Below are 24,969 nucleotides of genomic sequence, written 5' to 3'. Positions count from 1 at the left end.
CGGGCGCGGTGCCGACGGGCGCCGCGCCCGTGCTGCGCATGCGCGCGTCAGGCCGTGCGCAGCGCCGGGTGAAAGCCCGCGGCTTCGATGATCGACTGCACGCGTTCGGCGCCTTGCGCCGATTCGACCTTGACCGTCTTCGCGGCCACGTCGATGTCGAGCTTCGCAGCGGGGTCGACTGCCGTCACGGCACGCGTGATGGCGTTGGCGCAGCCGCCGCAGGTCATGTCCTGGACTTCGAATTCCATCGTGTTCTCCTGGGTTGGGTGGCGATTCACAAACGTCGCCAGCATGAAGCTTGCCATGGTGGGAAGGTCAAGCGATTCGTCGCGTTCGGCATCGTGGAAGCTGTTTGTAAATATGAAGTCAGACGAATCGTAATGCGCCGATGTACGTCAGTCGGAATTTTTCCCGATTGACGGTCGCGCATTGTCGGCGAAATCTGGCGGAGCCTTGCACGACAAGGCGTGTGTCGCGTCGACGACGCCCGATGCCCATGCCGTCAGTAAGGGTACTTCGAGAGGGAAATGCGAATCGATCTTACTATCGGTTCCCCCTCGATATTTCATTTCGTTACCCATATGAATCGCTTCGCTCTCGGTTTCGCACTGGCCCTGCTGGGCGCATCGGCATCGTCCGCCTTCGCTGCCGACGACGTCGTCAACCTGACCCTGAAGGACCACAAGTTCTCGCCCGACGGCGTGACGATTCCGGCCGGCAAGAAGGTGAAGTTCGTCGTGAAGAATCTCGACGCGACGCCCGCGGAATTCGAAAGCGACGATTTCAAGGCAGAGAAGGTCGTGCCGGCCGGCAAGTCGGTCGAGATCCTCGTCGGGCCGCTGAAGGCCGGCACCTACGAGTTCCACGACGAGTATCACGAAGCGCAGTCGAAGACGCACCTGACCGTCAAGTAAGCGGATATCGCCATGCTGTCTACTGCCCTGATCGTCTTTCGTGAAGTGCTCGAGGCCGCGCTGGTGGTCTCGATCGTGATGGCCGCCACGAAGGGCGTGCCGCGGCGCGGCTGGTGGGTCGGCGGCGGGCTCGTCGGCGGCGTGATCGGCGCCGGCCTGATCGCCGCGTTCGCCGACGTGATCTCGCAGTGGGCATCCGGCATGGGGCAGGAAGTCTTCAACGCGGGCGTGATGTTCGTCGCGACGCTGATGCTCGCGTGGCATTGCATCTGGATGAGCCGCCACGGCCGCGAGATGGCGCTGCACATGGGCGAGGTCGGGCGGGCCGTCGCGGCCGGCAGCCGGCCGCTCACGGGGCTCGCGATCGTGGTCGGCGTCGCGGTATTGCGCGAAGGCTCCGAGGCCGTGCTGTTCCTGTACGGCATCGCGGCGGGCGATCCGGGACAGACGCCGCAGATGATCGTCGGCGGGCTGCTCGGCGTGCTGGGTGGCGCCGGGCTCGGCTATGCGATGTATGCGGGCCTGCTGCAGATTCCGCTCAAGCGCCTGTTTTCCGTCACCAATGCGCTGATCGTGCTGCTCGCGGCGGGGATGGCGAGCCAGTGCGTCGGCTTTCTGCTTGCCGCGGGCCTCGTGCCGTCGTGGGGCGACGCGGTCTGGGATACCTCGTGGCTGCTCAAGGAAACGAGCATCGTCGGCAAGGCGCTGCATACGTTGATTGGCTATACCGCGCGTCCGGCGGGGATCCAGATCGCCGCGTACGTGGTCACACTGGTTGCGATCGTCGTGCTCGCGCGGCTCGTCGGCCGGCCCCGGACGGTCGTGCCGCCGCCGCGGCCCGTCGCCTGAGCGGGCGGGGCCGAATGCAAAAAGGGGCGTCGTGGACGCCCCTTGTTACTTGCGTTGACGGTTCGCGCGCCGCCGCGCGGGCCGTTCAGCGATGGCTGTCGATCCACGCGCGGGCCCATTCGAGCCCCGCTTCGCGCGCTTCGTCCTCGGTATCGAACACGCCGAGCACGCCCGACGCTTCGACGAGCCGGTTGTTCTGCGTGATCGTGCCGCTCGCCGCGAAGCGCTCGGGCTGCAGGATTTCGTCTTGCTGCAGGATCGAATGGCCCCAGATCTGGTAGCCGTGATAGGTCTGCGCTTCCATTATCGCGTCACCTCCGCGGAACGGCGGCTCGCGCCGACGCGCAGCACGTTGCCGTCCGGTGTGTATTGCCGCGGGATATCGGAGTAGCCGAGTGCGTGCGGCGTGTCGGGCACGGTCGGCTGCATCACGGTGAGCCGGCCCGGTGCGGGCTGCGCGGCCGGGCGCGGCGCGGCCGGCGCATCGACCGTCGCGGCGGTCGGTCGATGCGGCGCGGCTTTCATGGCTTGTGCGACGCGGCGCTTGTGCGCCTTGACCGCGGCCTTCGGCTGCACGCTCGCGTGTTTTTCCGCGGTCTTGTTGCCGGGGTGCGCGTCGGCGGCCGCGCGCGGGGTCGGCGTACGTGCCGCCGGCACGCGCGCCTCGGGCGGGTTCCAGACTTCGACGTAGTGCTCGGTCGCCCAGCCCGTCGACGCGAAGGTCAGCGCCAGCAATCCGCATCCAAACAGTCTTACCATGGTCTCTCCGTCATCTTGCTTGCGGCTTGCGTCGTGTTGCGGTGCCCGGGGCGGCGGCCGCTCATCGGCGTTCGGGGAACGCGGTTCAGGAAAATACCTCGAGCCCGTGCTTCTCGACGATCTGCAGCATGCGCGCGGCGATGCCGCTCGGCCGCTTGTCGCCCTGTTCCCATTGGCGGATCGTCGACGTCGTCGTGTTCAGGTAGAGCGCGAACACGCTCTGGCTGACGTTGACCGACTTGCGGATGCGGGCAATTTCTTCCGGATCGAACTTCGGCGCCGCTTCGATGCATAGTGCGTCGTATTCGCGCATCGTCTTCTTGTCGATCAGCCGTGCGCGATAGAGGCCCGACGCGGCGCTGTGGACCGCCTCCGTCGCGTCGCTCTTGAATCGGCTCTTAGCCATTGCAAATCTCCACCCACTCGTTCAGTGCGACCAGTGTCGCGATGTCGACGTCGGTGCGCCGACCGACGTCCGCAGCGAGCTTTTTGAAGGCGCGCAGTTCGCGAGCATCGATGTCGTCACGGTCGCGCTTCGCGAACAGGAACACGAACACCCACGTATGCCCGAGCTTGCCCAGCACGATGCCGCGCTGCCGATTTTCGTCCAGGCGCTTTTTCCAGACGTTGCCGCCGAGATCGACGCCCTGGCCCCGCGCCAGCTCGCGCACCGCGCGGCACAGTTCGCCATCGGCGATTCCCGCTTTTCCTGCTGCCTTGTGAAACCACTTCGTCTTGAATACGCGTCGTACGGAAGCAGACATGTCGAGCCAGTCGAGTTAGCACAGGATTATATACCACTACGTGGTACATATTTCGACCTGGCCGAATGGCCTGCTTCCCGCCGCTACGCAGCCCGGACGGGCCGGCGTTACTCCACCGTCACCGACTTCGCGAGGTTGCGCGGCTTGTCGACGTCGGTGCCGCGCGCGCACGCGGTGTGATACGCGAGCAGCTGCAGCGGCACGACGTGCAGGATCGGCGACAGCTGGCCGTAGTGTTCCGGCATCCGGATCACGTGCAGGCCGTCGTCGTTGACGATCTGCGTGTCGGCATCCGCGAACACGTACAGCTCGCCGCCGCGCGCGCGCACTTCCTGCATGTTCGACTTCAGCTTCTCGAGCAGCGTGTCGTTCGGCGCGACCGTGACGACCGGCATCGCTTCCGTGACGAGCGCGAGCGGGCCGTGCTTCAGTTCGCCGGCCGGATAGGCCTCCGCGTGGATGTACGAGATTTCCTTCAGCTTCAGCGCGCCTTCGAGCGCGATCGGGTAGTGCAGCCCGCGGCCGAGGAACAGCGCGTTTTCCTTGCGCGCGAATTCCTCCGACCACGCGATGATCTGCGGCTCGAGCGCGAGCACGCTGTTCAGCGCGGCCGGCAGGTGGCGCAGCTCCTTCAGGAATTGCGCTTCCTGCGCGGCGTCGACGTGCCCGCGCAGCTTGCCGAGCGTCGCGGCCAGCACGAACAGCGCGACGAGCTGGGTCGTGAACGCCTTGGTCGACGCGACGCCGATCTCGGTGCCCGCGTGCGTGAGGAACTGCATCTCGGTGAGGCGCACCATCGCGCTCGTCGCGACGTTGCACACCGCGAGCGTATGCGTGTGGCCGAGAGACTGCGCGTGCTTGAGCGCGGCGAGCGTGTCGGCCGTCTCGCCCGACTGCGAGATCACCAGCACGAGCTGGCGCGGGTTCGGCACCGACTCGCGGTAGCGGTATTCGCTCGCGATCTCGACCTGGGTCGGAATCTTCGCGATCGATTCGAGCCAGTACTTCGCGGTGAGGCCCGAGTAGTAGCTCGTGCCGCACGCGAGGATCAGCAGGCTGTCGATGTCCGCGAACGCGGCGGGCGCCGCGTCGCCGAACAGCGTCGCGTCGAACGCTTCGGTTTGCGGCACCGTGTCGCTGATCGCGCGCGGCTGCTCGAAGATTTCCTTCTGCATGAAGTGGCGATACGGGCCCAGCTCGACCGCGCCGCCGTATGCGCTGACCACGCGGATCTCGCGCTGCGCGAGCGCGCCGTGGCGGTCGACGATCTTCACGCCGTCGAGCGACAGCTCGCACACGTCGCCTTCCTCGAGGAACGTGAAATGGTCGGTACTGCCGGCCAGCGCCAGCGCGTCGGAGGCGAGGAAGTTCTCGCCGTCGCCGTGGCCGACGACGAGCGGCGAACCCTGGCGCGCGCCGACGACGATGTGCGGCTGGTCCTTGTGGGTCACCGCGATCGCATACGCGCCGTGCAGCTGCTGCACGGCTTCGCGCACGGCCTCGAACAGGTCGCCGCGATACAGGCTGTGCACGAGGTGCGCGATCACTTCGGTGTCGGTCTGCGACACGAATTCGTAGCCCTTCGCGCGCAGCGCGTCGCGCAGCGTCTCGAAGTTCTCGATGATGCCGTTGTGCACCAGCGCGAGCGCGTTCGACGAGAAGATCGGGTGTGCGTTGTGCGTGACGGGCGCGCCGTGCGTCGCCCAGCGCGTGTGCGCGACGCCGGTCGTGCCTTCGAGGTGCGATTCCTGCACCTGCGCGTCGAGATCGGCGACGCGCGCGACGCTGCGTGCGCGCTTCGGCGCGTCCGGCTCGAGCACGGCGACGCCGCACGAGTCATAGCCACGGTATTCGAGGCGCCGCAATCCTTCGATCAGCACCGGAACGATATTACGCTGCGCAACTGCGCCGACAATGCCGCACATGAAAATCTACCCTCTCAATGTGGATACGGACGCCGCGCGGCGCCCGCATGATGTTAATTTTTCTTCTTGACCGGTCGGACGTAGCCGCTCTTCGCGGTCTGCGTCTTCTCGTTCAATGCGAGGACGCCCTCGGCGACGTCCTTCCAGATCGTCGTGCCGGCCGCGATCGTCACGCCACGGCCGACGCGCACCGGCGCGACGAGCTGCGTGTCCGAGCCGACGAACACGTCGTCCTCGATCACGGTGCGGAACTTGTTCGCGCCGTCGTAGTTGCAGGTGATCGTGCCGGCGCCGATGTTCACGCGCGCACCGATGTCGGCATCGCCGATGTAGGTCAGGTGGTTCGCCTTCGAACCGTGGCCGATCACCGCGTTCTTCACCTCGACGAAGTTGCCGACGTGCGCTTCGTCCGCGAGCTGCGCGCCCGGGCGCAGCCGCGCGTACGGGCCGATCACGGTGTGCGCGCCGAGTTCGGCGCCGTCGATGTGCGTGAACGCGTCGATGCGCGTGCCCGCGCCGATCGACGCGTTGCGGATCACGCAGTTCGCGCCGATCGTCACGTTGTCGGCGAGCGTCACGTTGCCTTCGAACACGCAGTTCACGTCGATCGACACGTCGCGCCCGCACCGGAGCGTGCCGCGCACGTCGAGGCGCGCCGGATCGGCGAGCGTGACGCCGTCGACGAGCAGCGCATCGGCGACGTTGCGCTGATGGATGCGCTCGAGTTCCGCGAGCTGCGCCTTGCTGTTCACGCCGAGCGTTTCCCAGTCCTCGTCGGGCTGCGCCGTGACGATCTCGAAGCCGGCCTCGATCGCGAGTTCGACGACGTCGGTCAGGTAGTACTCGCCCTGCGCGTTCTCGTTCTTCAGCGCGCCGAGCCACATCGACAGCTGGGCCGTCGGCGTGACGATGATGCCGGTGTTGATCTCGGCGATCTTCAGTTGCTCGGGCGACGCATCCTTCTGCTCGACGATGCGCGTGACGAAGCCGGACGCGTCGCGCACGATGCGGCCGTAGCCGGTCGGATCGTCGAGCGTGACCGTCAGAATCCCGTAGCGGCCCTCGCGCGCGGCGTCGACCAGACGCCGCAGCGTCGATGCGCGGGTGAGCGGCACGTCGCCGTACAGCACCAGCGTCGGTTGCGCGGGATCGAGCAGCGGCAGCGCCTGGCGTACCGCGTGCCCGGTGCCGAGCTGCTCGGCCTGTACCGCGAACTGGACGTCGGGCGCGGCGACGGCGGCCTGGACCTGCTCGGCGCCATGACCGACGACGACGACGAGCCGCGACGGCTGCAGCGTGCGCGCGGTGGCGATGACGTGGGAGAGGAGCGGCCTGCCGGCCAGGGGGTGGAGCACTTTCGGCAGCGCGGAACGCATGCGCTTGCCGGTGCCTGCCGCCAAAATCACGATATTCATGGCGCCAGCTTGTCAGAGGAGTTCGAAGCCGTCCATTTTAGCATGCGGCCCCTGGCGTTCCGGGCCTGTCGCGACGGGGCGACAGTGCCGGAAAGGGGGCTTGCGCCCCCGCGCCGGCGCATGTTCCCGCCCTGCTCACAGGTCGTCGAACTGGACGATCGAGATCGGTTTCGCGGCACCCGGCACGGCGGTGTCTTCGCCGGACGCGCACGGCTCCTCGTCGAACGCGATGTCGCCCTGCGGATCGGCTTCTCCGGTCGCGCGCAGCGACGCGAACGGGAACTGGGTCGTATCCATCAGGTGCGACGGCACGACGTTCGCGAGCGCGCTGAACATGTTGTCGACGCGGCCCGGGAAGCGCTTGTCCCATTCGCGGATCAGCGCCTTCATTTCCGCGCGCTTCAGGTTCGGCTGGCTGCCGCACAGGTTGCACGGGATGATCGGGAATTCGCGCAGCTCCGCGTATTTCTCGAGATCGGTTTCCTTCACGTACGCGAGCGGGCGGATCACGACGTTCCGGCCGTCGTCCGACTGCAGCTTCGGCGGCATCCCCTTCAGCTTGCCGCCGTAGAACATGTTGAGCAGCAAGGTTTGCAGGATGTCGTCGCGGTGGTGGCCGAGCGCGATCTTGGTCGCGCCGAGCTCGCCCGCCACGCGGTACAGGATCCCCCGGCGCAGCCGCGAGCACAGCGAGCAGGTCGTCTTGCCTTCGGGCACGAGCCGCTTGACGATGCTGTAGGTGTCCTGGTTCTCGATGTGGAACGGCACGCCGACCTGCGTCAGGTACTCGGGCAGCACGTGCTCGGGGAAGCCCGGCTGCTTCTGGTCGAGGTTGACCGCGACGATGTCGAAGTCGATCGGCGCGCGTTCGCGCAGGCGCAGCAGCACGTCGAGCATCGCGTAGCTGTCCTTGCCGCCCGACAGGCACACCATCACCTTGTCGCCCTGCTCGATCATGTTGTAGTCGCCGATCGCCTGGCCGACCTGGCGCACGATCCGCTTGAACAGCTTGTTGTTCTCGTACGCTTCCTTCTGCTCGCGGCGCGTCAGCGCGCGGCGGCCGGTGTCGGCGACGGTGGCTTCGATGGCGGCGCCATCGGCCGCCGTGTCGTTCATGTGGGGGGCGTTCATGCGCGCTCCTCGTCCTTGATGCGAAAGACTTCGACGCCGACGGCGTCGCAGTCCGGATAGGCGTCCGGTTTCTCGGTACAGACGCGTACCGCGCGCACGCTGTCGTGCGCCAGCAGGTTCGCGGCGATCGCGTCGCACAGCGTTTCCTGCAGGTGGATGTGGCCGCGCGCCAGGCACTGCGCGACGCTCTGCTTCATCAGGTCGTAGTCGACGACTTCATGCAGCCGGTCGTCGACGGGGGTGGACAGCGCGAGCGGCACGAACAGGTCGATGTTGATGACGACGCGCTGCTCGCCGCGCTTCTCGTGTTCGAAGGCCCCGATGTTGATGTGCACCTCGTAGTCGCGCAGGTAGAGCCTGCGGCAGTCCGCGAGGCGGGGGTGCAGGAGAGCGGAAAACATGGTCGTCCCAGTCAAATTGGCGTGCACGCACGCAAAGCGGCGCGGGCGGCGGCGTTCAGGCCGCGCGCTCCGCGCAGTTCAGTCATTCGGGCCGGCGGCGGGCGGCACCAGGTGCTCGCCGCCGTCGACGGTCAGCGTCGCGCCCGTGACGCCGGGCGCGCTCGCGAGATAGCAGGCCGCCGCCGCGATGTCGTTCGCGTGCGGCGCGTGGCCGCGCACGAGCGCCGCGACGCGCACCTTCGGCGCCAGCGCCAGCGCGAGCGCCGAGGTCGCGCGGTTCAGCGCGGCCTGCATCAGCGCGTGCGACAGCTGCGCCGGCGCCGGGTGAAACAGGGCCTGATCCAGCACGTGAATCGCGCAGGCGCGCAGCGATTCGTCGTCGCGCGCGGCATCGGGCGTCGCGTCGGCGAGCGCGCGGGCCAGCGCGAGCGGCGCCGTCACGTTGCGCGCGAGCGCGCCGGCGAGCGACGCGCCGTCCACGGTATGCGCGTCGTCGGTGCCGGCGCAAGCGCTCACGAACACCGCACAGGCGGGCCGGCCGAGCGCCGCGCCGCACGCGGCAACGAGCGCGGCCGCATCGGCTTCCAGGGCCAGATCGGCGTCGAGCACGGCCGCGCGGCGGCCCAGTGCGGCGACTTCGGCGACCAGCGCGTCGCCAGCCGCGCGCGGCGCGCCGGGGCTGCGCTGCAGCGCGACGTCCCAGCCGCGCTGCGCGAATCCGGTCGCGAGCGCGCGGCCGAGCGACGCGGCGTCGGCCGCGCTGCCCAGCGCGCCCGCGACGAGCGCGATGCGCGGGGGCGACGTATCGGCTGAAACGGTCATTTACAATGCCGGGATGAACCCGAAAGCTCACGAACCCGCTAGTTTACCTGCTCCCGGCCCTGACGCGCTCGCGCAGTCCGAAACCCTCGCCGCGCAACTGCGCGACGAGATCGCGGCGGCCGGCGGCTGGCTGCCGTTCGACCGCTTCATGGAGCGCGCGCTGTACGCGCCCGGCCTCGGCTATTACAGCGGCGGCGCGCGCAAGTTCGGGCGCCGCGCCGACGACGGCAGCGACTTCGTCACGGCCCCCGAGTTGTCGCCGCTGTTCGCGCAGACGCTCGCGAATCCCGTCGCCGACGCGCTCGCGGCGAGCGGCACGCGCCGCGTGATGGAATTCGGCGCGGGCACCGGCAAGCTCGCGGCCGGGCTGCTCGCGGCGCTCGATGCGCTCGGCGTCGAGCTCGACGAATACCTGATCGTCGACCTGTCCGGCGAACTGCGCGAACGGCAGCGCGACACGATCGCGGCGGCTGCGCCGGCGCTTGCGGGGAAAGTACGCTGGCTCGACGCGCTGCCCGAGCGCTTCGACGGCGTCGTGGTCGGCAACGAGGTGCTCGACGCGATGCCGGTGCGCCTGTTCGCGAAGGCGGGCGGCGCGTGGCGCGAGCGCGGCGTCGCGCTCGACGCGCGGCACGCGTTCGTGTTCGACGACCGGCCCGTGGGCGCGGCCGGCCTGCCGCCGGTGCTCGCGACGCTCGACGTCGACGACGGCTACGTGACCGAAACACATGAAGCCGCGCTGGCGTTCACGCGCACCGTGTGCACGATGCTCGGGCGCGGCGCGGTGCTGCTGGTCGACTACGGCTTCCCCGCGCACGAGTACTACCACCCGCAGCGCGACCGCGGCACGCTGATGTGCCACTACCGCCACCACGCGCACGACGACGCATTCCTTTACCCGGGCCTGCAGGACATCACCGCGCATGTCGAATTCACCGGCATCTACGACGCGGGCGTCGCGACCGGCGCGGACCTGCTCGGCTACACGTCGCAGGCGCGTTTCCTGTTGAACGCGGGCATCACCGACGCGCTCGCCGCGATCGATCCGTCCGACATCCACCAGTTCCTGCCGGCCGCGAACGCGGTGCAGAAGCTGATCTCGGAAGCCGAGATGGGCGAGCTGTTCAAGGTGATCGCGTTCTCGCGCGGCATCGACGGCACGCTCGACGCGTTCGCGCGCGGCGACCGCTCGCACGCGCTCTGAAGGGAGCACGGGATGCTGCGCTGGCTGATGGCGTCGTTCGTCGCGGTGATGATCCTGACGCGCTGCTGGCCGTGGCTCGGCAAGTTCGGCGTCGGGCGGATGCCGGGCGACGTCACGCTGACGCTCGGCGGGCGGCGTTATCCGTTCCCGTTCATGTCGACGCTGGTGCTGACGATGCTGGTGTCGGTGGTGGCGCGGCTGCTCTGAGTCGTGCCGAAGACGGCGCGTCGCGGTCCGGCCGCGGCGCGCGCGTGACGGGTTCGGCGCGGGGCAGTTCGTGCATGACGGCTCGTGCATTGAAGCTCGCGCATCACAGTTCGATTTCGCCGAGGATCCGGTGCGCGAGCGCCTTCGCCTCGTCGAACGCCTCTTCCTCGCTCGGACTCGTCGTGTGGACGTCGTAGCGCACGTTCTCCGTCTCGTCGCCGTCGTCCCGGGCGAGGATCACGTAGCCCTGGAACTGTCCGTTGGCGGCGTGCTGCGTATGCGCCTTGGCCGTGTAGATGCCCTTCGTGAACGTGTTCGTGTCCATCGTGCCTCTCCCGCAATAGGACACTTCATCGTAGCACTGCGGCGCAGCATGTACAGCGCCGCATATCGGCGACCGATCAGCGCGCCGTCATCATCCCGTCACCCTTCGAGCAGCGCGACGACCTCGTCGAGCGTCGGCGCGTGCGCGCCCGTGTGCCGGCATGCGGCGGCGCCCGCCGCGAGCGCGAACGCGAGATGCTCGCGCCACGACCGCTGCGGGGCGGCCATCAGGCTGAACAGCATGCCGCCGATCGACGCGTCGCCGGCGCCGACGGTGTCGACCACCTCGACGCGCGGCGGGCTGGCCTCGAGCACGTCGCCGTCCGCGTACAGCGTCGCCGCCTGCGCGCCGCGCGTGACGAGCACGGCCGCGCGCGGATTCAGCGCGCGCACCGCCGCGACCGCGTCGGGGCCGTCGCCGCCGAACAGATGGCGCAGGTCCTCGTCGGAGACCTTGATCAGGTCGGCGAGCGCGGCCATCGTCTCCAGCGTCGGCCGGTACGCGGCCGTCATCAGGTTGCGGTAGTTCGGATCGAAGCTGATCTTCACGCCGCGCGCGTGCAGGTCGGCCGCGAGCGCGACGAGCGTGCCCGCGAGCGGCTCGCGCACCAGGCTGATGCAGCCGAAGTGCGCCCATTTCACGTGAGCGGCCCAGCCGGCCGGCAGCCGCGCCGGGTCGAACGCGAGGTCCGCGCTCGCTTCGCCGATGAAGAAGTACGCGGGCGGCCGCGTCTCGTGGACGATCGCCAGCAGCGGCGCACGCGGGACCCGCTGCAGGAAGCGCAGGTCGAGCCCGGCGGCCTCGCTGGTGCGCCACAGCACGTCGGAGAAGCAGTCCTCGCCGATCGCGCCCGCGAGCGCGCTCGGCAGGCCGAGCCGCGCGACCGCGCGCGCGACGTTCCAGCCGGCGCCGCCCGGCACCGAGGTCCACTGCGCGTCGCCTGCGCGCACCATGTCGGTCAGGATGTCGCCCGCCGACACGAAGGCCGGAAAGGTGCCGCCGCTCATTGCGTCGGCTCGCTGCGCGCCGCGCGCGCGAGGGTCGCGAGTACGTCGTAGCACGCGCCCATCGTGTGATAGTCGGTCTTGCCGGCCGGGCTTTTCTCGTCGCTGTACTTGCGGTTGTCGCAGGTGAGGATCCGGTACCACGCGCCGTAGCGGTGATCGACGAAATGCGCCCAGCTGTAGCGCCAGATCTCGTCGTACCAATCCCAGAAACGCTCGCTGCCGGTGCGCGCGCCGAGCATCGCGGCCGCCGCGAAGGTCTCCGCCTGCACCCAGAAATACTTGTTGTGGTCGCAGATCGTGAAGTCGGGCCCGAAGCCGTAGCAGAGGCCGCCGTGATCGGCGTCCCACGCGTGCGTGAGCGCCGCGTCGAACAGCTCGGCCGCGCGCGGCACGAGCCAGTCCAGCGGGCGGTGCCGCTCCAGGATCAGCAGCAGCTTCGCCCATTCGGTCTGGTGCCCGGGCTGGAAGCCCCACGGACGGAAGATGTTCGAGCTGTCTTCCTTGTTGTAGTCCCAGTCGACCGACCAGTCCGCGTGGTAGTGCTCCCACACGAGCCCGCCCGACAGCGCGGCCTGGCGCTGCGTGATGTGGGTCGCGAGCTTTTCCGCGCGATCGAGGTAGGTGAGGTGGCCGGTCGCCTCGTATGCCGCGAGCAGCGCTTCCGTCATGTGCATGTTCGCGTTCTGGCCGCGGTACGACGACACGATCCAGTTCGGCGTCGCGTCGTCCGCGTAGAGGCCGGCGGCCGCATCCCAGAAGCGGTGTTCGGCGAGCTCGTAGGTCGACGCGATCAGCGCGCGCGCTTCGTCGATGCCGGCCATCGTCGCGTGCGCGGCGGCCAGCAGCACGAACGCGAGCCCGTAGCAATGGCGCGTGCCGTCGAGCGTCGCGTGCTTCGTGCCGTCGCGCCAGTCGAGCTCCCAGTCGTAGCCTTGCAGCGCCTCGTCCCAGTGCGCGTCGCGCAGGAAGCGCAGCCCGTGGCGCGCGTAGTCGAGATGGCGCGGATCGCCGAAATGCCGGTACGCCATCGCGTAGTTGAAGACGAACCGGCAACTGCTGACCAGATGCCGCGACGTGCGGTTGTAGACGCTGCCGTCGTCGCGGAAATAGTGGTGGAAGCCGCCCGTCGGGTCGAACGCGTTCGTCGCGTAGAACCGCAGCGTGTCCTCGATGTGCGACAGCAGGAACGACGGATCGCGGAAGCTCGCGACGAACGGTGCCGCTTGCGCGTGGTTGGCCGGCGTGGCCGTGCGGGATTGGGCCGGGGGCATGTTCATGATTCGGTGACCGTGGCGGTATCGAGCGCCGGTGAGCCGGCGGGCTGGCTGCTGGCCCGTACGATCAGCTCGACGGGCAGGGAGATCTCGGTGCGCTCGGGGGCTTCCGCGAGCAGCAGTTCGACGCCGCGGCGGCCGAGCGCTTCCTTGTCGACGGCGAGCGTCGTGAGCGGCGGGTTCGCGTGCGCGGCGGCCGGGATGTCGTCGAAGCCGACGATCGCGATGTCTTCCGGAATCCGCACGCCGCGCGCGAGGCACACGCGCTGCGCGGCCAGCGCGGCGGCGTCGTTGTACGCGAACACGGCGTCCGGGCGCGGACCCGGCGCGTCGAGCAGCTGCTGCATCGCCCGCGCGGCGCCGGTGTCGGGGTCGAGCCCGGCGTCGATCGTCACTTCGTACGCGGGATCGAACAGCCGCCCGGCCTCGAAGAACGCGCGCCGGTAGCCGATCGCGCGCTGCGCGATGCTGTAGTGCGCGGCCGAGCCGCCGATGAACGCGATCCGCGAGCGGCCGATCGCGAGCAGGTGACGCATCGCGAGCGCCGCGCCCGTCGCATTGTCGATGTTCACCGAGCGCAGGCCGGGCGCCCACAGGTCGATCAGCACGAGCGGCCGGCCGGTCGCGGCGAGCGCCTCGATCGTCTCGGGCTCGATGAAGCCGGCCACCGCGATCGCGTCGGGCGCGTGCGGGCGCATCTGGCGCAGCACGTCGTCGTTCGGGCCGACCGTGAGCAGCGTCGGCACGATGCCGCGCTCGCGGCACGCGTCCTCGACGCCGTGCAGCACGTGCGAGAAGAACGGGCTGGCGGGAAAGCGGTTGTGCTGGCGGTGCAGCAGGAAGGTGAGCCGGCGGATGCGCGGCCGCAACTGGGCCGGGTCGTAGCCGAGCCGCTGCGCGATCTCGACGATGCGCGCTCGCGTGGCTTCGGACAGGCCCGGCTGGTTTTTCAGCGCGCGGGAGACGGTGCCGATCGAGACCTCTGCCGCCCGCGCTACGTCGCGAATGGTGGTGCCCATCGTTCGGGATCCGGTTTGTTTAGGGTGACGGCGATTGTATAGTAAACGCGGCGCCTAATTCGGGCCGGATAACCGGGGAATACCCGGAAATAGCGGGTTTTTGCGAGCTAATCTGCGAAAACGCCGTTACTAAAAATACTAAACAAAACGCGGAAAAGGCAAGGTGATCACGCGGAATGTGGCGGTGCCGGCAGGTGGAGCGTCGGGGCACGTTCCGCTGCCCGGCGTGAACGGGGCCGGCGGGGCGATCGGCCGGCGGTTGCCGGGGCGCGGCCCGGCCGGGCCGACGCGGCACCGGCAACGTCGCTCGGGCGGGCTGGCGACCTGCCTGCGACCGGCAACCGCCCGCCACTCAGCCTGCCGCCGCGTGCGGCGGCTCGCCGCGATCGCGCAGCGCCGCGCGGCCCGCGTCCAGATCGACGACCGCGAGCCCGCCCGGCTGCTGTTTCGCGCGCCGCTTCGCGAGCGCCGCGACCGATGCGATCTCGTCGCTGCCGTAGCGTATCGCGCCGTTCGCGCCGGCCGGCACGCCGACCACACCGATCGCCATCGTCACGAAGCCGAAGAACGCGGGGTTGCCGTAGCGGTCCTCGCCGCGCAGCCCGCCCGCCAGTCGGTCGGCCTGCGTGTAGAAGCGCTGCGCGCCGTCGTTGAAGCGCGCGATCGCGTCGGCCGCGCGCGCGTGCCAGTCGTCGCGCTGGAACAGCACGAGGAAATCGTCGCCGCCGACGTGTCCGAGAAAGTCGCGTTGCGGATCGCACACGCCGGCCAGCACCGTCGCCGCGAACTTCAGCACTTCGTCGCCTTGCCAGTAGCCGTACTGGTCGTTGAACGGCTTGAACTGGTTCAGGTCGACGTAGCACGCGTGGAAGCCGGCGTCGCGCGCCAGCAGGCGCTCGATATGCGCGCTGATCGGGATGTTGCCGGGCAGGAACGTCAGCGGATTCGCGTAGCGCGCGGCCTCGATGCGCATTTCGGTCACCGCGCGCACGAGGCTTTCGCCGGTGCCGAGCCCGACGTAGCGGCCGTGTTCGGTGATCACGAAACCGTCCGCGAGGTAGCGCTGGTCGTGGCTCGCGAGCAGCATCGCGAGCTGCTCGACCGTCGTCGCGTTGTCGATCATCAGCGGCGCGTCGTTCGCGAACTGCAGGCACGGCTTCTTCCCGAACACCTCGCGGTGGTACGGCAGCGCGAAGCGGTCGATGAAGCCGCGCCGGTTCACGAGCGCGACCGGCCGGTCGCGTTCGACGAGTGCGACCGCGTGCAGCGCGGGCATCCGGTTGAACAGGTCGAGCACGTCGTTGCTGGTCGCGTCGCGCGGCAGCGCCGGCGCGGCGACCAGCATCTTCGCCGCGATCGTGCCGGCCGGCCGCACGGCGCGGGTCGCACCGGGAAACACCGCGATGTGCGGGGCGCGGATCGCGTCGCGCGCGGCCGGCGCGACGACCGGCGAGGGTTGCGCGTCCGGCCGCCCGAGCAGGAAGCCCTGCACGCAGCCGATGCCCATGTCGCGCACGACGAGCAGGTCGCACTCGTTCTCGATCCCTTCCGCGATCAGTTGCGCGCCGCTTGCCTGCGCGAAGTGCTGCATCGCCCTGACCGCCTCGAACTTGAGCGGATCGCGCGCGATGTCGTGGATGAAGAAGCGGTCGATCTTCACGACATCCGGATGCAGGCGCAGCCACAGGTTCATGCTCGCGCTCGCGGTGCCGTAGTCGTCGAGCGCGAACTGGATGCCGGCGTCGCGCAGCGAGGCGACCGCCGGCCCGATGCGCGCGACGTCCGGCAGCGCGGTCTGCTCGGTCAGCTCGATCACGATGCGCTCGGCGCCGATCCGCGCGCGCACGAGCAGTTGCCGCGCGCGCTCGCGTTCGCGCGCGAGTTGCAGGATCGTGCCCGCGCTGAAGTTGAGGAACAGCTTGCCGTCGCAGCCGAGCGCCGCGAATGCGTCGAGGCAGGTGCGCGCGGCCGCCTGTTCGAGCGCGACGGTCGTGCCGTCGCGGGCGGCCTGCGCGAACAGTGCGGCCGGCGGCTCGAGGTCGGTGCCGCGCGGGCCGCGGATCAGGCCTTCGTAACCGACGACCGTGCCCGACCCGAGATCGACGATCGGCTGGAACACGGCCGCGAGCGCGCGTTCCGCGATCAGGCGTGTGGTGGGGGCGGCGGGCGAGTCGGGATGGGGCGCGGGCATGGACGAAGGCGGCCGAGACGACGGGACGCCCGACTTTAACGGCAGTGCGCGCGGAGAATTGAATGAAGATTTCGTGACGCGATGCGCGTCGATGGTGCATGCGTCGCGGCGGGCTGCGCGGCGGGGAGGCGGGGAGGCGGGGAGTGGGAAGCGGGAAGCGGGAAGCGAGAGGCGAGAAGCGGGAAGCGGGAAGCGGGAAGCGGGAAGCGGGAAGCGGGAAGCGAGAAGCGAGAAGCGAGAAGCGAGAAGCGAGAGGCGAGAGGCGAGAGGCGAGAGGCGAGAGGCGAGAGGCGAGAGGCGAGAGGCGAGAGGCGAGAGGCGAGAGGCGAGAGGCGAGAGGCGAGAGGCGAGAGGCGAGAGGCGAGAGGCGAGAGGCAGGGACGAAAGGAACAAGACGAACACCCCAGCGCGGCCAGCCATGCCGGCCGCGCAGCCTCCCGCGTCAGCGCTTGCCCGCGCTCAGCGCACCGCGCCCGCGTGCGGCACCGGCCGCACCCGCGTCGCCGTCGCGCTCGCCGCTCGTGTCGCGCGCGCCCCAGCGTTGCGCGAGCGCCGCGCAAGCCATCAGCTGGATCTGGTGGAACAGCATCAGCGGCAGCACGATCGCGCCGACCGCCTGCGCGGAGAAGATCACCTTCGCCATCGGCACGCCGGCCGCGAGGCTCTTCTTCGACCCGCAGAAGATGATCGTGATCTGGTCGGCCCGGTTGAAGCCGAGCCGCTTGCTGACGAACGCGGTCAGCCCCAGCGCGATCACGAGCAGCACGACGTTGACGATCAGCAGGCCGCCGAGCGCGCGCGCCGGAATCTGGTGCCACAGCCCCTGGTTCACGGCCTCGCTGAACGCGACGTAGACGACGAGCAGGATCGAGCCCTGGTCGACGAAGCGCAGCACGCCGCGGTTGCGTTCGATCCAGCCGCCGATCACGGGCCGCAGCAGCTGGCCGGCGATGAACGGCACGAGCAGCTGCATCACGATGCTGCCGATGGTGCTCCACGGCGACGCGGCCGCGGCCGACTGCGACGTGATCATCAGCCCGACGAGCGCCGGCGTCACGAAGATCCCGAGCAGGCTCGACGCCGATGCCGCGCACACGGCGGCCGGCACGTTGCCCTTCGCGATCGACGTGAACGCGATCGACGACTGGACGGTCGACGGCAGCGTGCACAGGAACAGCACGCCGGCATACAGCGTCGGCGTGACGAGCGGCTGCAGCACGGGCTTCAGCGCGAGGCCGAGCAGCGGGAACAGCGCGAACGTGCTGAGCAGCACGACCGCATGCAGCCGCCAGTGGGTCGCGCCCGCGACGACGGCTTCGCGCGACAGCTTCGCGCCGTGCAGGAAGAACAGCAGGCCGACCGCGATGTTGGTCGCCCAATTGAACGCATGGGCGGCCGGGCCGCGGCACGGCAGCAGGCTCGCGAGCACGACGGTGCCGACGAGCGCGAGCGTGAAGTTGTCGGGAAGAAAACGGGGACGGGCCATCGGGGAACTCGATTCGGAAACGGCGGGCGCACATGTCGCGCGCGCGAAGCCGGTATTGTCCCGGTTGGTCATTCAATAAACAAATTCATTGTACGAATCCATTGATGAATCGGTTGCATGATGCGGCTGCGCAACACGGCACGCCCGCGGCGGCCCGGCGACGCGCGGAGCGGCAGAAGAATGTTCTGTCGCGATCCCACCCTGAAGTGAAAAAACCTAGCAGTAACATGGTGTTACACCGATGCCCGCGACATAACACTTTTTGGCTCGACACCGTTTGGGACCGCTCATAAATTACTGCTGAAAGGCTTGCGTCGGCTGGAAACAGCCGGCGGCGAGCGGCAACAGGCACTGAATGATGACGGAACGGGTGAAACTGAAGGTCGGACGATGGGTGGCAGGCGTGCTCGGCGCGCTGCTGATGCCGCTCGCGCTCGCGCAACCGCCGCATGGCGGTCAGGCGTTCGGCGGCGGTCATGGCTTCGGTCACGGTTTCGGTGGCGGCGACATGCGCATGTACGGCCAGCCGGCCGGCAACGCGCAGGTATGGCGCCGGGCGCTGCCGCCGGGCGGCGCGCGTGCCGGCGGCGTGAGCGGCTACGGTTCCCGCTGGGGCCTGCGTCCGACGCCGTCTTACGGTCATTACGCCGCGCAGAGCCCGTATCGTCCGATCAGCGCCGAGTCCCGCCAGATGCCGCGCCCGCCGGGCGGCGGCAACGTTCCGTTGCGGGCCGGCTCGATCCGCGCCGACGTCGCGCGCTACAACGAAGAGCGTGGCGGCCGTCCGATGCCGCCGCCCCGCGCGCAGGAAGAGCCTTCCCACTCGCCGTTTTTCTCCCCGTTCTACCGAAACTGAGCGCCCCGCGCGTTCGCCGAGCGCGCCTCGCGCGTTCGTTCCCCCGCCGGCTGTGATGCGAATTCGCCACAGTCGCGCATAGATTTCCGCTGATTTTCCCGTCGCATTGCGCTATCTTTCGCGCCCGGCACGCGCGCCCCTCGCGGCCGTCCCGTCGCGTGCCCGCACCGCGCGGGGCCGCTGCGGCGCGCCTGGCCATGTGCCGATTCCGCGAAGTTAATGCTGCCGCTATACCCGCAATAAGTGTGCGCAATTTTGACGGGACGCAGGTTCCGTAAAGATGGCTGCGCCCCATACGACGCAAGCAATCGGCTCCAAACAACAACGCTCGCGCCACTTATCGACATTCGACAAAACCCTGGAGATCCCATGAAAGCATTCGCTCGCCGTGCGTCGCGCACGTCCGTCAAGCTGATCGCCGCGGCCGCCTGCGTGGCCGCAACCGCACCCGTTCACGCGCAGTCGAGCGTCTCGCTCTACGGTCAGGTCGACGAATGGGTCGGCGCCACCAAGTTCCCGGGCGGCGATCGCGCATGGAACGTGTCGGGCGGCGGGATGTCGACGTCCTACTGGGGCCTGCACGGCGCCGAGGATCTCGGCGACGGCTACAAGGCGATCTTCACGCTGGAGAGCTTCTTCCGTGCGCAGAACGGCCAGTTCGGCCGCTTCCAGGGCGACACGTTCTTCGCGCGCAACGCATACGTCGGCGTCAGCTCGCCGTACGGCACGGTGACGGCGGGCCGCCTGACGACGCACCTGTTCCTGTCGACGATCCTGTTCAACCCGTTCTACGATTCGTACACCTTCTCGCCGATGGTGTACCACGTGTTCCTGGGCCTCGGCACGTTCCCGACCTATCCGAGCGACCAGGGCGCGGTCGGCGATTCGGGCTGGAACAACGCGCTGTCCTACACGTCGCCTTCGTTCGGGGGCCTGAATTTCGCGGCGATGTACGCGCTCGGCAACACGGCCGGCGACAACCGCTCGAAGAAGTGGAGCGCGCAGTTCAACTACGCGAACGGCCCGTTCGCGGCGACCGCCGTCTACCAGTACGTGAACTTCAACAACGGCCCGCAGGACCTGAGCTCGCTCGTGACCGGCATGAAGAGCCAGGGCATCGGGCTGGTCGGCGCGACCTACGACCTGAAATACGTGAAGCTGTTCGGCCAGTACATGTATACGAAGAACGACCAGGTCGCCGGCAGCTGGCACGTGAACACCGCGCAGGGCGGCGTGTCGGTGCCGCTCGGCGTCGGCAACGCGATGGCGTCGTACGCGTACTCGCGCGACGGCGGCGGCCTCGACCAGACGCGCCAGACCTGGGCCGTCGGCTACGACTATCCGTTGTCCAAGCGCACCGACGTCTACGCTGCGTACATGAACGACCACATCAGCGGCCTGTCGAGCGGCAATACGTTCGGCGCAGGCATCCGCGCGAAGTTCTGACGATTCGTCGGTTCGGACGCGCACACAACGCGCGTCGCGTCTGCCGGCATTCCGCCCCGAAAAAAACGGCGCCCTTTTCGCGGCGCCGTTTTGCCTTTGTTGACCTTTTTGTTTCCTCGCCTTTGTTACCCTATCTCGTAATTGCATAATTCCCAGGAATTGCGAGCTAGTTCGATGGATACCCTCGTCAGCATGAATGTGTTTCGCTACGTCGTCGAAGTGGGCAGCTTCGTCGGCGCGGCCGAGCGCATGCAGATGTCGGCCGCGATGGCGAGCAAGCACGTGATGCATCTCGAGCAGCAGCTCGGCGCGCGGCTGCTGCATCGCACGACACGACGTGTCGCGCCGACCGAGGCGGGACGCGAATACTATGAGCGCCTCGTGCAGGCGCTGTCGGAACTCGACGAAGCCGGACAGGCGGTCGGCGCCGCGAGCGTGGTGCCGCAGGGCCGCCTGCGCGTGACGTCGCTGTCCGCGTTCGGATTGCGGCACGTGATGCAGGCCGTCACCGATTATGCGGGTCGGTTCCCGGACGTAACCGTCGACGTGACGCTGTCCGATCGCGTGGTCGACCTGATCGAGGAAGGCTACGACGTCGCGGTGCGCGCGGCGCCGAACGGGCTGAAATCGTCGTCGCTGGTCGCGCGGCAGATCGCGACCGCGCACATCCTGCTGGTCGCGTCGCCCGAGTATCTCGACAAGCACGGCACGCCACAGACGATCGCCGATCTCGCGCACCACAACTACCTGCGTCGCGATTCGAATTCGACGATGCTCGATTCGCTGGTGATCGACGCGGCCGCCGCGTCGCGCGTGAACCTGAACGGCAACCTGATCGTGAACCATCTCGAGGGGCTGCGCGCGGCCGTGCTCGCGGGCGCGGGCATCGCGCTGCTCGGCACCGAGGTGGTCGGCGACGACATCGAATCCGGCCGTCTCGTGCCGGTGCTGCTCGACGCCGTGCCGCCGCACGAGGCGCCGATCTATGCGGTGTACGCGAGCCGTCGCCACGTGTCCGCGAAGGTGCGCTCGTTCGTCGACTTCCTCGCGGCACGATTCGAAGGGCAGTCGCTGTGCCCGTCGATCGAGTCGCGCCTGCGCGTGCTGCCGATCACGCGGATCAAGCGCGCGGGCTGACCGGCGCCGGCCGCCCGCGTGGCGGACATGAAAAAAGCGCGAGCCGTTGCGGTTCGCGCTTTTTTGTTTGGTCCGACGTCGTGCGCGCCGGTGGCGCAACCCGCCGCCCGCGTCAGCGCGCGATGCCGAGTCGTGCCTTCGCGTCGTCGTACTCGCGCTTCAGGCGCTCGACGAGCGCGCCGACGCTCGGCAGGTCGTCCATCAGGCCGACACCCTGGCCGGCACCCCAGATGTCCTTCCACGCCTTCGCCTTGTCGCCGCCGAAATTCATCTTCGACTTGTCCGATTCCGGCAGTGCGTCCGGATCGAGGCCGGCCTTCTCGATGCTCTCGCGGATGTAGTTGCCGTGCACGCCGGTGAAGAGGTTCGTGTAGACGATGTCGGACGATTTCGCGTTGAGGATCGCGTGCTTGTAGTCCTCGACCGCGTGCGCTTCCTGCGTCGCGATGAAGCGCGTGCCCATGTACGCGAAGTCGGCGCCCATCGCCTGCGCGGCGAGGATCGAGCCGCCGTTGGCGATCGCGCCGGACAGCACGATCGGGCCGTCGAACATCTTGCGCACTTCGCCCACGAGCGCGAACGGCGACGTCGTGCCCGCATGGCCGCCGGCGCCCGCCGCGACGAGGATCAGCCCGTCGACGCCCGCTTCGAGCGCCTTCTGCGCGTGGCGCAGGTTGATCACGTCGTGCAGCACGATGCCGCCGTAGCTGTGCACCGCGTCGACGATCTCGCGCGCCGGCGCGCGCAGGCTCGTGATGAAGATCGGCACCTTGTGCTCGACGCACACGCGCACGTCGTGCTCGAGCCGCGCGTTCGACTGGTGGACGATCTGGTTGACCGCGATCGGGCCGATCACCGCGTCCGGGTGCTTCGCCTTGTGGTCGGCGAGTTCGGACTGGATCTGCGTCAGCCATTCGTCGAGCAGTTCGGCCGGACGGGCGTTGAGCGCGGGAAATGATCCGACGATACCCGCCTTGCATTGCGCGAGCACGAGTTCGGGGTAGCTGACGATGAACATCGGCGACGCGATGACGGGCAGCGTCAGGTTCTGCAGGACGGCGGGCAATGCCATGTTGATGTCTCCAGTCTCGAGGGGCGGCCGGGCCCGGCGCGGTCGCGCCGACGCCGGCATGCATGCTTGGCGGTCGAACGGTGCTTCGAGTGTAGCGGTACAGCCGCGCGTTCATATTAATACGAACGGTCGTGCGATTCTACGCGAGCTTAACAAACCGCGCGGCGAGGCGACAATCGAGTGAGTGTTCTCTTTCTACGCGTTCGGGCATCTGGCGCGCGCAGCAGCCGGCCGGGCGCTCCTACAATATCCGCCATAACAAACCAACGAGAAACAAACCATGTCGTTTGAGGCGTTTGCACCGTTTCGCGTGACGGTGCAGGACACCGACATCTTCGGTGTCAAAGGAGGCGCGGGGCCGCCGCTTCTGCTGCTGCACGGCCACCCGCAGACCCACATGATCTGGCATCGCGTCGCCGCGACGCTGGCGAATCACTTCACGGTGATCGCGACCGACCTGCGCGGCTACGGCGCGTCGGGCAAGCCGCCGAGCGACGCGCGGCACGCGCCGTATTCGAAACGCGCGATGGCGGCCGACCAGGTCGCCGTGATGCGCCATTTCGGTTTCGAGCAATTCCATGTGTGCGCGCACGATCGCGGCGCGCGCGTCGCGCACCGGCTCGCGCTCGATCATCCGGCGGCCGTCGAGCGGATGATGCTGCTCGACATCGCGCCGACGCTCGCGATGTACGAGCAGACCGACCGTGCGTTCGCGACCGCGTATTTCCACTGGTTCTTCCTGATCCAGCCGGCGCCGCTGCCCGAAACGCTGATCGAAGGCCGCACCGATGCGTACATCGAGCGCGTGATGGGCAACCGTTCGGCCGGGCTCGCGCCGTTCGCGCCGGAGGCGCTCGCCGCGTATCGCGCCGCGCTCGCGCAGCCGGGCGCCGTACATGCGATGTGCGAGGACTACCGCGCGTCGGCGACGATCGATCTCGAACACGACCGCGCGGATCTCGAGCGCGGCAACAAGGTCGCGTGCCCGCTGCGCGTGCTGTGGGGCGAGCACGGGATCGTCGGCCGCTGCTTCGATCCGCTCGACGAATGGCGGCGCGTCGCGCGCGACGTCAGCGGCCGCGCGCTCGATTGCGGGCACTACATTCCGGAAGAGGCGCCCGTCGCGCTGATCGACGAGCTGCTCGCGTTCTTCGAAGCGCGCGACGCGGCCGCGTGAGCGGTGCCGGCCGCGGCGCGCGGCGTTTGCTGTGCGTCGACCGCCAGCGTTCGAGGATCAGCGGCGCGCGGCGTCGTCTTCGACCAGCGGCGGCAGGCGGCGCGGCACGGGCGTCGATTTCACGATCGCCGTGCTCGTTTCCGCGCGCTCCGTCACCTTCGACAGGATGTCGTCGAGGTGCTCGATCGTGCGCAGGTAGAGCCGGCAGATGAAGCAGTCCTCGCCGGTCACCTTGTCGCATTCGACGAATTCCGGAATCCGCCGCAGCACCTCCTCGACCAGATGCAGCTGCCCCGGCAGCGGCTTCACGCGGACGATCGCCTGCAGCGTGTAGCCGAGCGCGCGCGGGTCGAGCTCGACGGTGAAGCCCGCGATCACGCCCTGCGCCTCGAGCCGCCGCACGCGGTCGGCGGTCGCGGGCGCCGACAGCCCGATCTGCCGCGCCAGCTCGCTGGTGGCGATGCGCGCATCCTCGGCGAGCGCCGCGAGGATCGCGCGGTCGGTCGCGTCCAGCGACGCGACGGCGGGTGGGGAAAGGCGTTTCGACATGATCGCTTTGCTTTCGAAGGTGAATCGGTCGTTTCGCTTCAGTTTAGCCGTGGATGCACGGAAAGCAAGTTCCTAGAATCGAAGTCATCTTCTCTCGCCAAACGGAGTCCATGATGGCCTCGAACGAAATCCGCCGCGGTGCCGCCGAGATGGTCGTCGCGATGCTGATGTCCGGCACGATCGGCTGGCTCGTGATGTCGTCGCAGCAACCGCTCACCAATGTCGTGTTCTTCCGCTGCCTGTTCGGCGCCGCGACGCTCGCGATCGTCTGCGCGGCGCTCGGCTTGCTGCGCCGCGCACTGTTCTCGCCGCGCATGCTCGCGCTCGCGACGCTCGGCAGCGTCGCGATCGTCGCGAACTGGCTGCTGCTGTTCGCCGCGTATTCGCGCGCGTCGATCTCGATGGCGACCGCCGTCTACAACACGCAGCCGTTCATGCTGGTCGCGCTCGGCGCGCTCGTGTTCCGCGAACGGATCAGCGCGTCGACGATCGCGTGGCTCGCGCTCGCCTTCATCGGGCTCGTCTGCGTGGTGCGGGTCGAGCCGGCCGTGCTCGCGGTGCCCGGCGAATATCTCGAAGGCGTCGCGCTGTCGCTCGGCGCGGCGTTCCTGTACGCGGTGTCGTCGATCGTCACGAAGCACCTGAAGGGCACGCCGCCGCACCTGCTCGCGCTGCTGCAGGCCGGCCTCGGCATCGTGCTGCTCGCACCGTTCGCGCACTTCGACACGCTGCCGGCGACGGCCGCGCAGTGGCTCGATCTCGTCGTGCTCGGCGTCGTCAACACCGGCCTGATGTACGTGCTGCTGTACGGCGCGATCCAGAAGCTGCCGGTCGCGATGACGGGCGCGCTGTCGTTCGTCTATCCGGTCGTCGCGATCATCGTCGATCGCGTCGCGTTCGGGCAGACGCTCGCGTGGACGCAGGTGCTCGGCGCGTTGCTGATCCTGCTCGCGGCGGCCGGCGTGAACCTCGGCTGGCGCATCGTGCCCGCGCGTCGCGCGGCGGTCGGCAACTGAAACGGTTGTGCGATTCGGCTTGC

At 68.7% G+C, this 24,969-nt stretch carries 27 protein-coding genes; 9 read left to right on the top strand and 18 right to left on the bottom strand.

Translation table 11 applies throughout. The features are described 5' to 3' along the window. Positions 1 to 47: 47 nt before the first annotated feature. On the bottom strand, positions 48 to 248 hold the full coding sequence (locus U5A56_RS21760) for a heavy-metal-associated domain-containing protein (RefSeq protein WP_321800770.1): 201 nt from the start codon (positions 246 to 248) through the stop codon (positions 48 to 50). A gap of 333 nt (positions 249 to 581) precedes the next feature. On the opposite strand from U5A56_RS21760, the gene U5A56_RS21755 reads away from it, so the two are divergent. Continuing rightward, positions 582 to 914 (top strand): cupredoxin domain-containing protein, encoded by a 333-nt coding sequence (locus U5A56_RS21755; RefSeq protein ID WP_321924483.1) that lies wholly within the window; start codon positions 582 to 584, stop codon positions 912 to 914. 12 nt (positions 915 to 926) lie between these two features. Next, positions 927 to 1,763, top strand: a complete 837-nt coding sequence (locus U5A56_RS21750; protein WP_257773474.1) for an FTR1 family iron permease — start codon at positions 927 to 929, stop codon at positions 1,761 to 1,763. Positions 1,764 to 1,848: 85 nt separating this feature from the next. Here the strand turns inward: U5A56_RS21750 and U5A56_RS21745 are convergent, their stop codons facing one another. From U5A56_RS21745 to U5A56_RS21705, 9 genes are all read right to left on the bottom strand, one after another. Continuing rightward, positions 1,849 to 2,067 carry a hypothetical protein gene (locus U5A56_RS21745; protein ID WP_040142345.1) on the bottom strand — a complete coding sequence of 73 codons (219 nt, stop codon included), beginning with the start codon at positions 2,065 to 2,067 and terminating at the stop codon, positions 1,849 to 1,851. Beyond that, positions 2,067 to 2,522 (bottom strand): hypothetical protein, encoded by a 456-nt coding sequence (locus U5A56_RS21740; RefSeq protein WP_321924481.1) that lies wholly within the window; start codon positions 2,520 to 2,522, stop codon positions 2,067 to 2,069. The genes U5A56_RS21745 and U5A56_RS21740 overlap by 1 nt, the downstream gene beginning before the upstream one ends. 85 nt (positions 2,523 to 2,607) lie before the next feature. Further along, the gene (locus U5A56_RS21735) at positions 2,608 to 2,928 is read right to left on the bottom strand and encodes a DNA-binding transcriptional regulator (RefSeq protein WP_321800544.1); all 321 of its coding nucleotides are present in this window, start codon (positions 2,926 to 2,928) and stop codon (positions 2,608 to 2,610) included. Further along, positions 2,921 to 3,286: a type II toxin-antitoxin system RelE/ParE family toxin gene (locus U5A56_RS21730; protein WP_321800546.1), complete on the bottom strand. Its 366-nt coding sequence runs from the start codon at positions 3,284 to 3,286 to the stop codon at positions 2,921 to 2,923. The genes U5A56_RS21735 and U5A56_RS21730 overlap by 8 nt, the downstream gene beginning before the upstream one ends. A gap of 107 nt (positions 3,287 to 3,393) precedes the next feature. Then, complete coding sequence (glmS, locus tag U5A56_RS21725; RefSeq protein WP_044849089.1) at positions 3,394 to 5,211, bottom strand: glutamine--fructose-6-phosphate transaminase (isomerizing); 1,818 nt, start codon at positions 5,209 to 5,211, stop codon at positions 3,394 to 3,396. A 53-nt stretch (positions 5,212 to 5,264) separates the two neighbouring features. After that, positions 5,265 to 6,626 carry a bifunctional UDP-N-acetylglucosamine diphosphorylase/glucosamine-1-phosphate N-acetyltransferase GlmU gene (gene glmU, locus U5A56_RS21720; protein ID WP_044849088.1) on the bottom strand — a complete coding sequence of 454 codons (1,362 nt, stop codon included), beginning with the start codon at positions 6,624 to 6,626 and terminating at the stop codon, positions 5,265 to 5,267. A gap of 135 nt (positions 6,627 to 6,761) precedes the next feature. Then, positions 6,762 to 7,757 (bottom strand): tRNA 2-thiocytidine(32) synthetase TtcA, encoded by a 996-nt coding sequence (gene ttcA / locus U5A56_RS21715; protein WP_124486623.1) that lies wholly within the window; start codon positions 7,755 to 7,757, stop codon positions 6,762 to 6,764. Then, positions 7,754 to 8,158, bottom strand: a complete 405-nt coding sequence (locus U5A56_RS21710) for a dihydroneopterin aldolase (RefSeq protein WP_124486622.1) — start codon at positions 8,156 to 8,158, stop codon at positions 7,754 to 7,756. The genes ttcA and U5A56_RS21710 overlap by 4 nt, the downstream gene beginning before the upstream one ends. Positions 8,159 to 8,236: 78 nt before the next feature. Further along, a complete protein-coding gene (locus U5A56_RS21705; RefSeq protein WP_044849085.1) occupies positions 8,237 to 8,980 on the bottom strand; it encodes an SDR family oxidoreductase in 744 nt (247 codons plus the stop codon). A 13-nt stretch (positions 8,981 to 8,993) separates the two neighbouring features. Here U5A56_RS21705 and U5A56_RS21700 point away from each other — a divergent pair, with 13 nt between their 5' ends. Together U5A56_RS21700 and U5A56_RS21695 are read left to right on the top strand one after the other, a co-directional pair. Continuing rightward, the gene (locus U5A56_RS21700) at positions 8,994 to 10,184 is read left to right on the top strand and encodes a class I SAM-dependent methyltransferase (RefSeq protein ID WP_124520617.1); all 1,191 of its coding nucleotides are present in this window, start codon (positions 8,994 to 8,996) and stop codon (positions 10,182 to 10,184) included. A 12-nt stretch (positions 10,185 to 10,196) separates the two neighbouring features. Then, positions 10,197 to 10,391, top strand: coding sequence for a DUF2905 domain-containing protein (locus tag U5A56_RS21695; protein ID WP_321924477.1), 195 nt, complete (start codon positions 10,197 to 10,199; stop codon positions 10,389 to 10,391). A 103-nt stretch (positions 10,392 to 10,494) separates the two neighbouring features. On the opposite strand, the gene U5A56_RS21690 is transcribed toward U5A56_RS21695, so the two are convergent. The 6 genes from U5A56_RS21690 to U5A56_RS21665 form a co-directional block, all read right to left on the bottom strand. Next, positions 10,495 to 10,716, bottom strand: a complete 222-nt coding sequence (locus tag U5A56_RS21690) for a hypothetical protein (protein ID WP_044849082.1) — start codon at positions 10,714 to 10,716, stop codon at positions 10,495 to 10,497. A 98-nt stretch (positions 10,717 to 10,814) separates the two neighbouring features. Next, positions 10,815 to 11,723: a carbohydrate kinase gene (locus U5A56_RS21685; RefSeq protein WP_321924475.1), complete on the bottom strand. Its 909-nt coding sequence runs from the start codon at positions 11,721 to 11,723 to the stop codon at positions 10,815 to 10,817. After that, complete coding sequence (locus U5A56_RS21680; protein WP_321800561.1) at positions 11,720 to 13,000, bottom strand: AGE family epimerase/isomerase; 1,281 nt, start codon at positions 12,998 to 13,000, stop codon at positions 11,720 to 11,722. Before U5A56_RS21680 ends, U5A56_RS21685 begins: the two co-directional genes overlap by 4 nt. Next, positions 12,997 to 14,016 (bottom strand): LacI family DNA-binding transcriptional regulator, encoded by a 1,020-nt coding sequence (locus tag U5A56_RS21675; RefSeq protein WP_044846144.1) that lies wholly within the window; start codon positions 14,014 to 14,016, stop codon positions 12,997 to 12,999. The genes U5A56_RS21680 and U5A56_RS21675 overlap by 4 nt, the downstream gene beginning before the upstream one ends. Before the next feature lie 352 nt (positions 14,017 to 14,368). Then, positions 14,369 to 16,207: a phosphodiesterase gene (locus U5A56_RS21670; RefSeq protein ID WP_321924473.1), complete on the bottom strand. Its 1,839-nt coding sequence runs from the start codon at positions 16,205 to 16,207 to the stop codon at positions 14,369 to 14,371. Between the two features lie 442 nt (positions 16,208 to 16,649). Then, a complete protein-coding gene (locus U5A56_RS21665) occupies positions 16,650 to 17,693 on the bottom strand; it encodes a bile acid:sodium symporter family protein (protein WP_124520621.1) in 1,044 nt (347 codons plus the stop codon). A 358-nt stretch (positions 17,694 to 18,051) separates the two neighbouring features. Here U5A56_RS21665 and U5A56_RS21660 point away from each other — a divergent pair, with 358 nt between their 5' ends. The 3 genes from U5A56_RS21660 (at position 18,052) to U5A56_RS21650 (ending at position 21,132) form a co-directional block, all read left to right on the top strand. Then, the gene (locus tag U5A56_RS21660) at positions 18,052 to 18,549 is read left to right on the top strand and encodes a hypothetical protein (RefSeq protein WP_044846200.1); all 498 of its coding nucleotides are present in this window, start codon (positions 18,052 to 18,054) and stop codon (positions 18,547 to 18,549) included. A gap of 369 nt (positions 18,550 to 18,918) precedes the next feature. Next, positions 18,919 to 19,995 (top strand): porin, encoded by a 1,077-nt coding sequence (locus tag U5A56_RS21655; RefSeq protein WP_044846147.1) that lies wholly within the window; start codon positions 18,919 to 18,921, stop codon positions 19,993 to 19,995. A gap of 174 nt (positions 19,996 to 20,169) precedes the next feature. After that, positions 20,170 to 21,132, top strand: coding sequence for a LysR family transcriptional regulator (locus tag U5A56_RS21650; RefSeq protein ID WP_044846148.1), 963 nt, complete (start codon positions 20,170 to 20,172; stop codon positions 21,130 to 21,132). A gap of 112 nt (positions 21,133 to 21,244) precedes the next feature. Here the strand turns inward: U5A56_RS21650 and U5A56_RS21645 are convergent, their stop codons facing one another. Continuing rightward, positions 21,245 to 22,204 carry an NAD(P)H-dependent flavin oxidoreductase gene (locus U5A56_RS21645; protein ID WP_124486615.1) on the bottom strand — a complete coding sequence of 320 codons (960 nt, stop codon included), beginning with the start codon at positions 22,202 to 22,204 and terminating at the stop codon, positions 21,245 to 21,247. A 280-nt stretch (positions 22,205 to 22,484) separates the two neighbouring features. Between U5A56_RS21645 and U5A56_RS21640 the strand changes: the two genes are divergently transcribed. Next, on the top strand, positions 22,485 to 23,381 hold the full coding sequence (locus tag U5A56_RS21640; protein ID WP_124666483.1) for an alpha/beta fold hydrolase: 897 nt from the start codon (positions 22,485 to 22,487) through the stop codon (positions 23,379 to 23,381). A 57-nt stretch (positions 23,382 to 23,438) separates the two neighbouring features. Here the strand turns inward: U5A56_RS21640 and U5A56_RS21635 are convergent, their stop codons facing one another. Then, on the bottom strand, positions 23,439 to 23,930 hold the full coding sequence (locus tag U5A56_RS21635) for an Lrp/AsnC family transcriptional regulator (RefSeq protein ID WP_034177375.1): 492 nt from the start codon (positions 23,928 to 23,930) through the stop codon (positions 23,439 to 23,441). A 113-nt stretch (positions 23,931 to 24,043) separates the two neighbouring features. Between U5A56_RS21635 and U5A56_RS21630 the strand changes: the two genes are divergently transcribed. Continuing rightward, positions 24,044 to 24,946 carry a DMT family transporter gene (locus tag U5A56_RS21630; RefSeq protein ID WP_321924469.1) on the top strand — a complete coding sequence of 301 codons (903 nt, stop codon included), beginning with the start codon at positions 24,044 to 24,046 and terminating at the stop codon, positions 24,944 to 24,946. Positions 24,947 to 24,969 lie beyond the last annotated feature (23 nt).

The organism is Burkholderia sp. BCC1998, from assembly GCF_905339875.1.
In the GTDB taxonomy this organism is placed as follows: domain Bacteria; phylum Pseudomonadota; class Gammaproteobacteria; order Burkholderiales; family Burkholderiaceae; genus Burkholderia.
This window is presented reverse-complemented; position numbering and strand designations above follow the sequence as displayed.

Excerpts from the sequence above, each read along its gene's own strand:
- U5A56_RS21760 (WP_321800770.1), bottom strand. The coding sequence starts at position 248 with ATGGAATTCGAAGTCCAGGACATGACCTGCGGCGGCTGCGCCAACGCC.
- U5A56_RS21755 (WP_321924483.1), top strand. The coding sequence starts at position 582 with ATGAATCGCTTCGCTCTCGGTTTCGCACTGGCCCTGCTGGGCGCATCG.
- U5A56_RS21750 (WP_257773474.1), top strand. The coding sequence starts at position 927 with ATGCTGTCTACTGCCCTGATCGTCTTTCGTGAAGTGCTCGAGGCCGCG.
- U5A56_RS21745 (WP_040142345.1), bottom strand. The coding sequence starts at position 2,067 with ATGGAAGCGCAGACCTATCACGGCTACCAGATCTGGGGCCATTCGATC.
- U5A56_RS21740 (WP_321924481.1), bottom strand. The coding sequence starts at position 2,522 with ATGGTAAGACTGTTTGGATGCGGATTGCTGGCGCTGACCTTCGCGTCG.
- U5A56_RS21735 (WP_321800544.1), bottom strand. The coding sequence starts at position 2,928 with ATGGCTAAGAGCCGATTCAAGAGCGACGCGACGGAGGCGGTCCACAGC.
- U5A56_RS21730 (WP_321800546.1), bottom strand. The coding sequence starts at position 3,286 with ATGTCTGCTTCCGTACGACGCGTATTCAAGACGAAGTGGTTTCACAAG.
- glmS (WP_044849089.1), bottom strand. The coding sequence starts at position 5,211 with ATGTGCGGCATTGTCGGCGCAGTTGCGCAGCGTAATATCGTTCCGGTG.
- glmU (WP_044849088.1), bottom strand. The coding sequence starts at position 6,626 with ATGAATATCGTGATTTTGGCGGCAGGCACCGGCAAGCGCATGCGTTCC.
- ttcA (WP_124486623.1), bottom strand. The coding sequence starts at position 7,757 with ATGAACGCCCCCCACATGAACGACACGGCGGCCGATGGCGCCGCCATC.
- U5A56_RS21710 (WP_124486622.1), bottom strand. The coding sequence starts at position 8,158 with ATGTTTTCCGCTCTCCTGCACCCCCGCCTCGCGGACTGCCGCAGGCTC.
- U5A56_RS21705 (WP_044849085.1), bottom strand. The coding sequence starts at position 8,980 with ATGACCGTTTCAGCCGATACGTCGCCCCCGCGCATCGCGCTCGTCGCG.
- U5A56_RS21700 (WP_124520617.1), top strand. The coding sequence starts at position 8,994 with ATGAACCCGAAAGCTCACGAACCCGCTAGTTTACCTGCTCCCGGCCCT.
- U5A56_RS21695 (WP_321924477.1), top strand. The coding sequence starts at position 10,197 with ATGCTGCGCTGGCTGATGGCGTCGTTCGTCGCGGTGATGATCCTGACG.
- U5A56_RS21690 (WP_044849082.1), bottom strand. The coding sequence starts at position 10,716 with ATGGACACGAACACGTTCACGAAGGGCATCTACACGGCCAAGGCGCAT.
- U5A56_RS21685 (WP_321924475.1), bottom strand. The coding sequence starts at position 11,723 with ATGAGCGGCGGCACCTTTCCGGCCTTCGTGTCGGCGGGCGACATCCTG.
- U5A56_RS21680 (WP_321800561.1), bottom strand. The coding sequence starts at position 13,000 with ATGAACATGCCCCCGGCCCAATCCCGCACGGCCACGCCGGCCAACCAC.
- U5A56_RS21675 (WP_044846144.1), bottom strand. The coding sequence starts at position 14,016 with ATGGGCACCACCATTCGCGACGTAGCGCGGGCGGCAGAGGTCTCGATC.
- U5A56_RS21670 (WP_321924473.1), bottom strand. The coding sequence starts at position 16,207 with ATGCCCGCGCCCCATCCCGACTCGCCCGCCGCCCCCACCACACGCCTG.
- U5A56_RS21665 (WP_124520621.1), bottom strand. The coding sequence starts at position 17,693 with ATGGCCCGTCCCCGTTTTCTTCCCGACAACTTCACGCTCGCGCTCGTC.
- U5A56_RS21660 (WP_044846200.1), top strand. The coding sequence starts at position 18,052 with ATGACGGAACGGGTGAAACTGAAGGTCGGACGATGGGTGGCAGGCGTG.
- U5A56_RS21655 (WP_044846147.1), top strand. The coding sequence starts at position 18,919 with ATGAAAGCATTCGCTCGCCGTGCGTCGCGCACGTCCGTCAAGCTGATC.
- U5A56_RS21650 (WP_044846148.1), top strand. The coding sequence starts at position 20,170 with ATGGATACCCTCGTCAGCATGAATGTGTTTCGCTACGTCGTCGAAGTG.
- U5A56_RS21645 (WP_124486615.1), bottom strand. The coding sequence starts at position 22,204 with ATGGCATTGCCCGCCGTCCTGCAGAACCTGACGCTGCCCGTCATCGCG.
- U5A56_RS21640 (WP_124666483.1), top strand. The coding sequence starts at position 22,485 with ATGTCGTTTGAGGCGTTTGCACCGTTTCGCGTGACGGTGCAGGACACC.
- U5A56_RS21635 (WP_034177375.1), bottom strand. The coding sequence starts at position 23,930 with ATGTCGAAACGCCTTTCCCCACCCGCCGTCGCGTCGCTGGACGCGACC.
- U5A56_RS21630 (WP_321924469.1), top strand. The coding sequence starts at position 24,044 with ATGGCCTCGAACGAAATCCGCCGCGGTGCCGCCGAGATGGTCGTCGCG.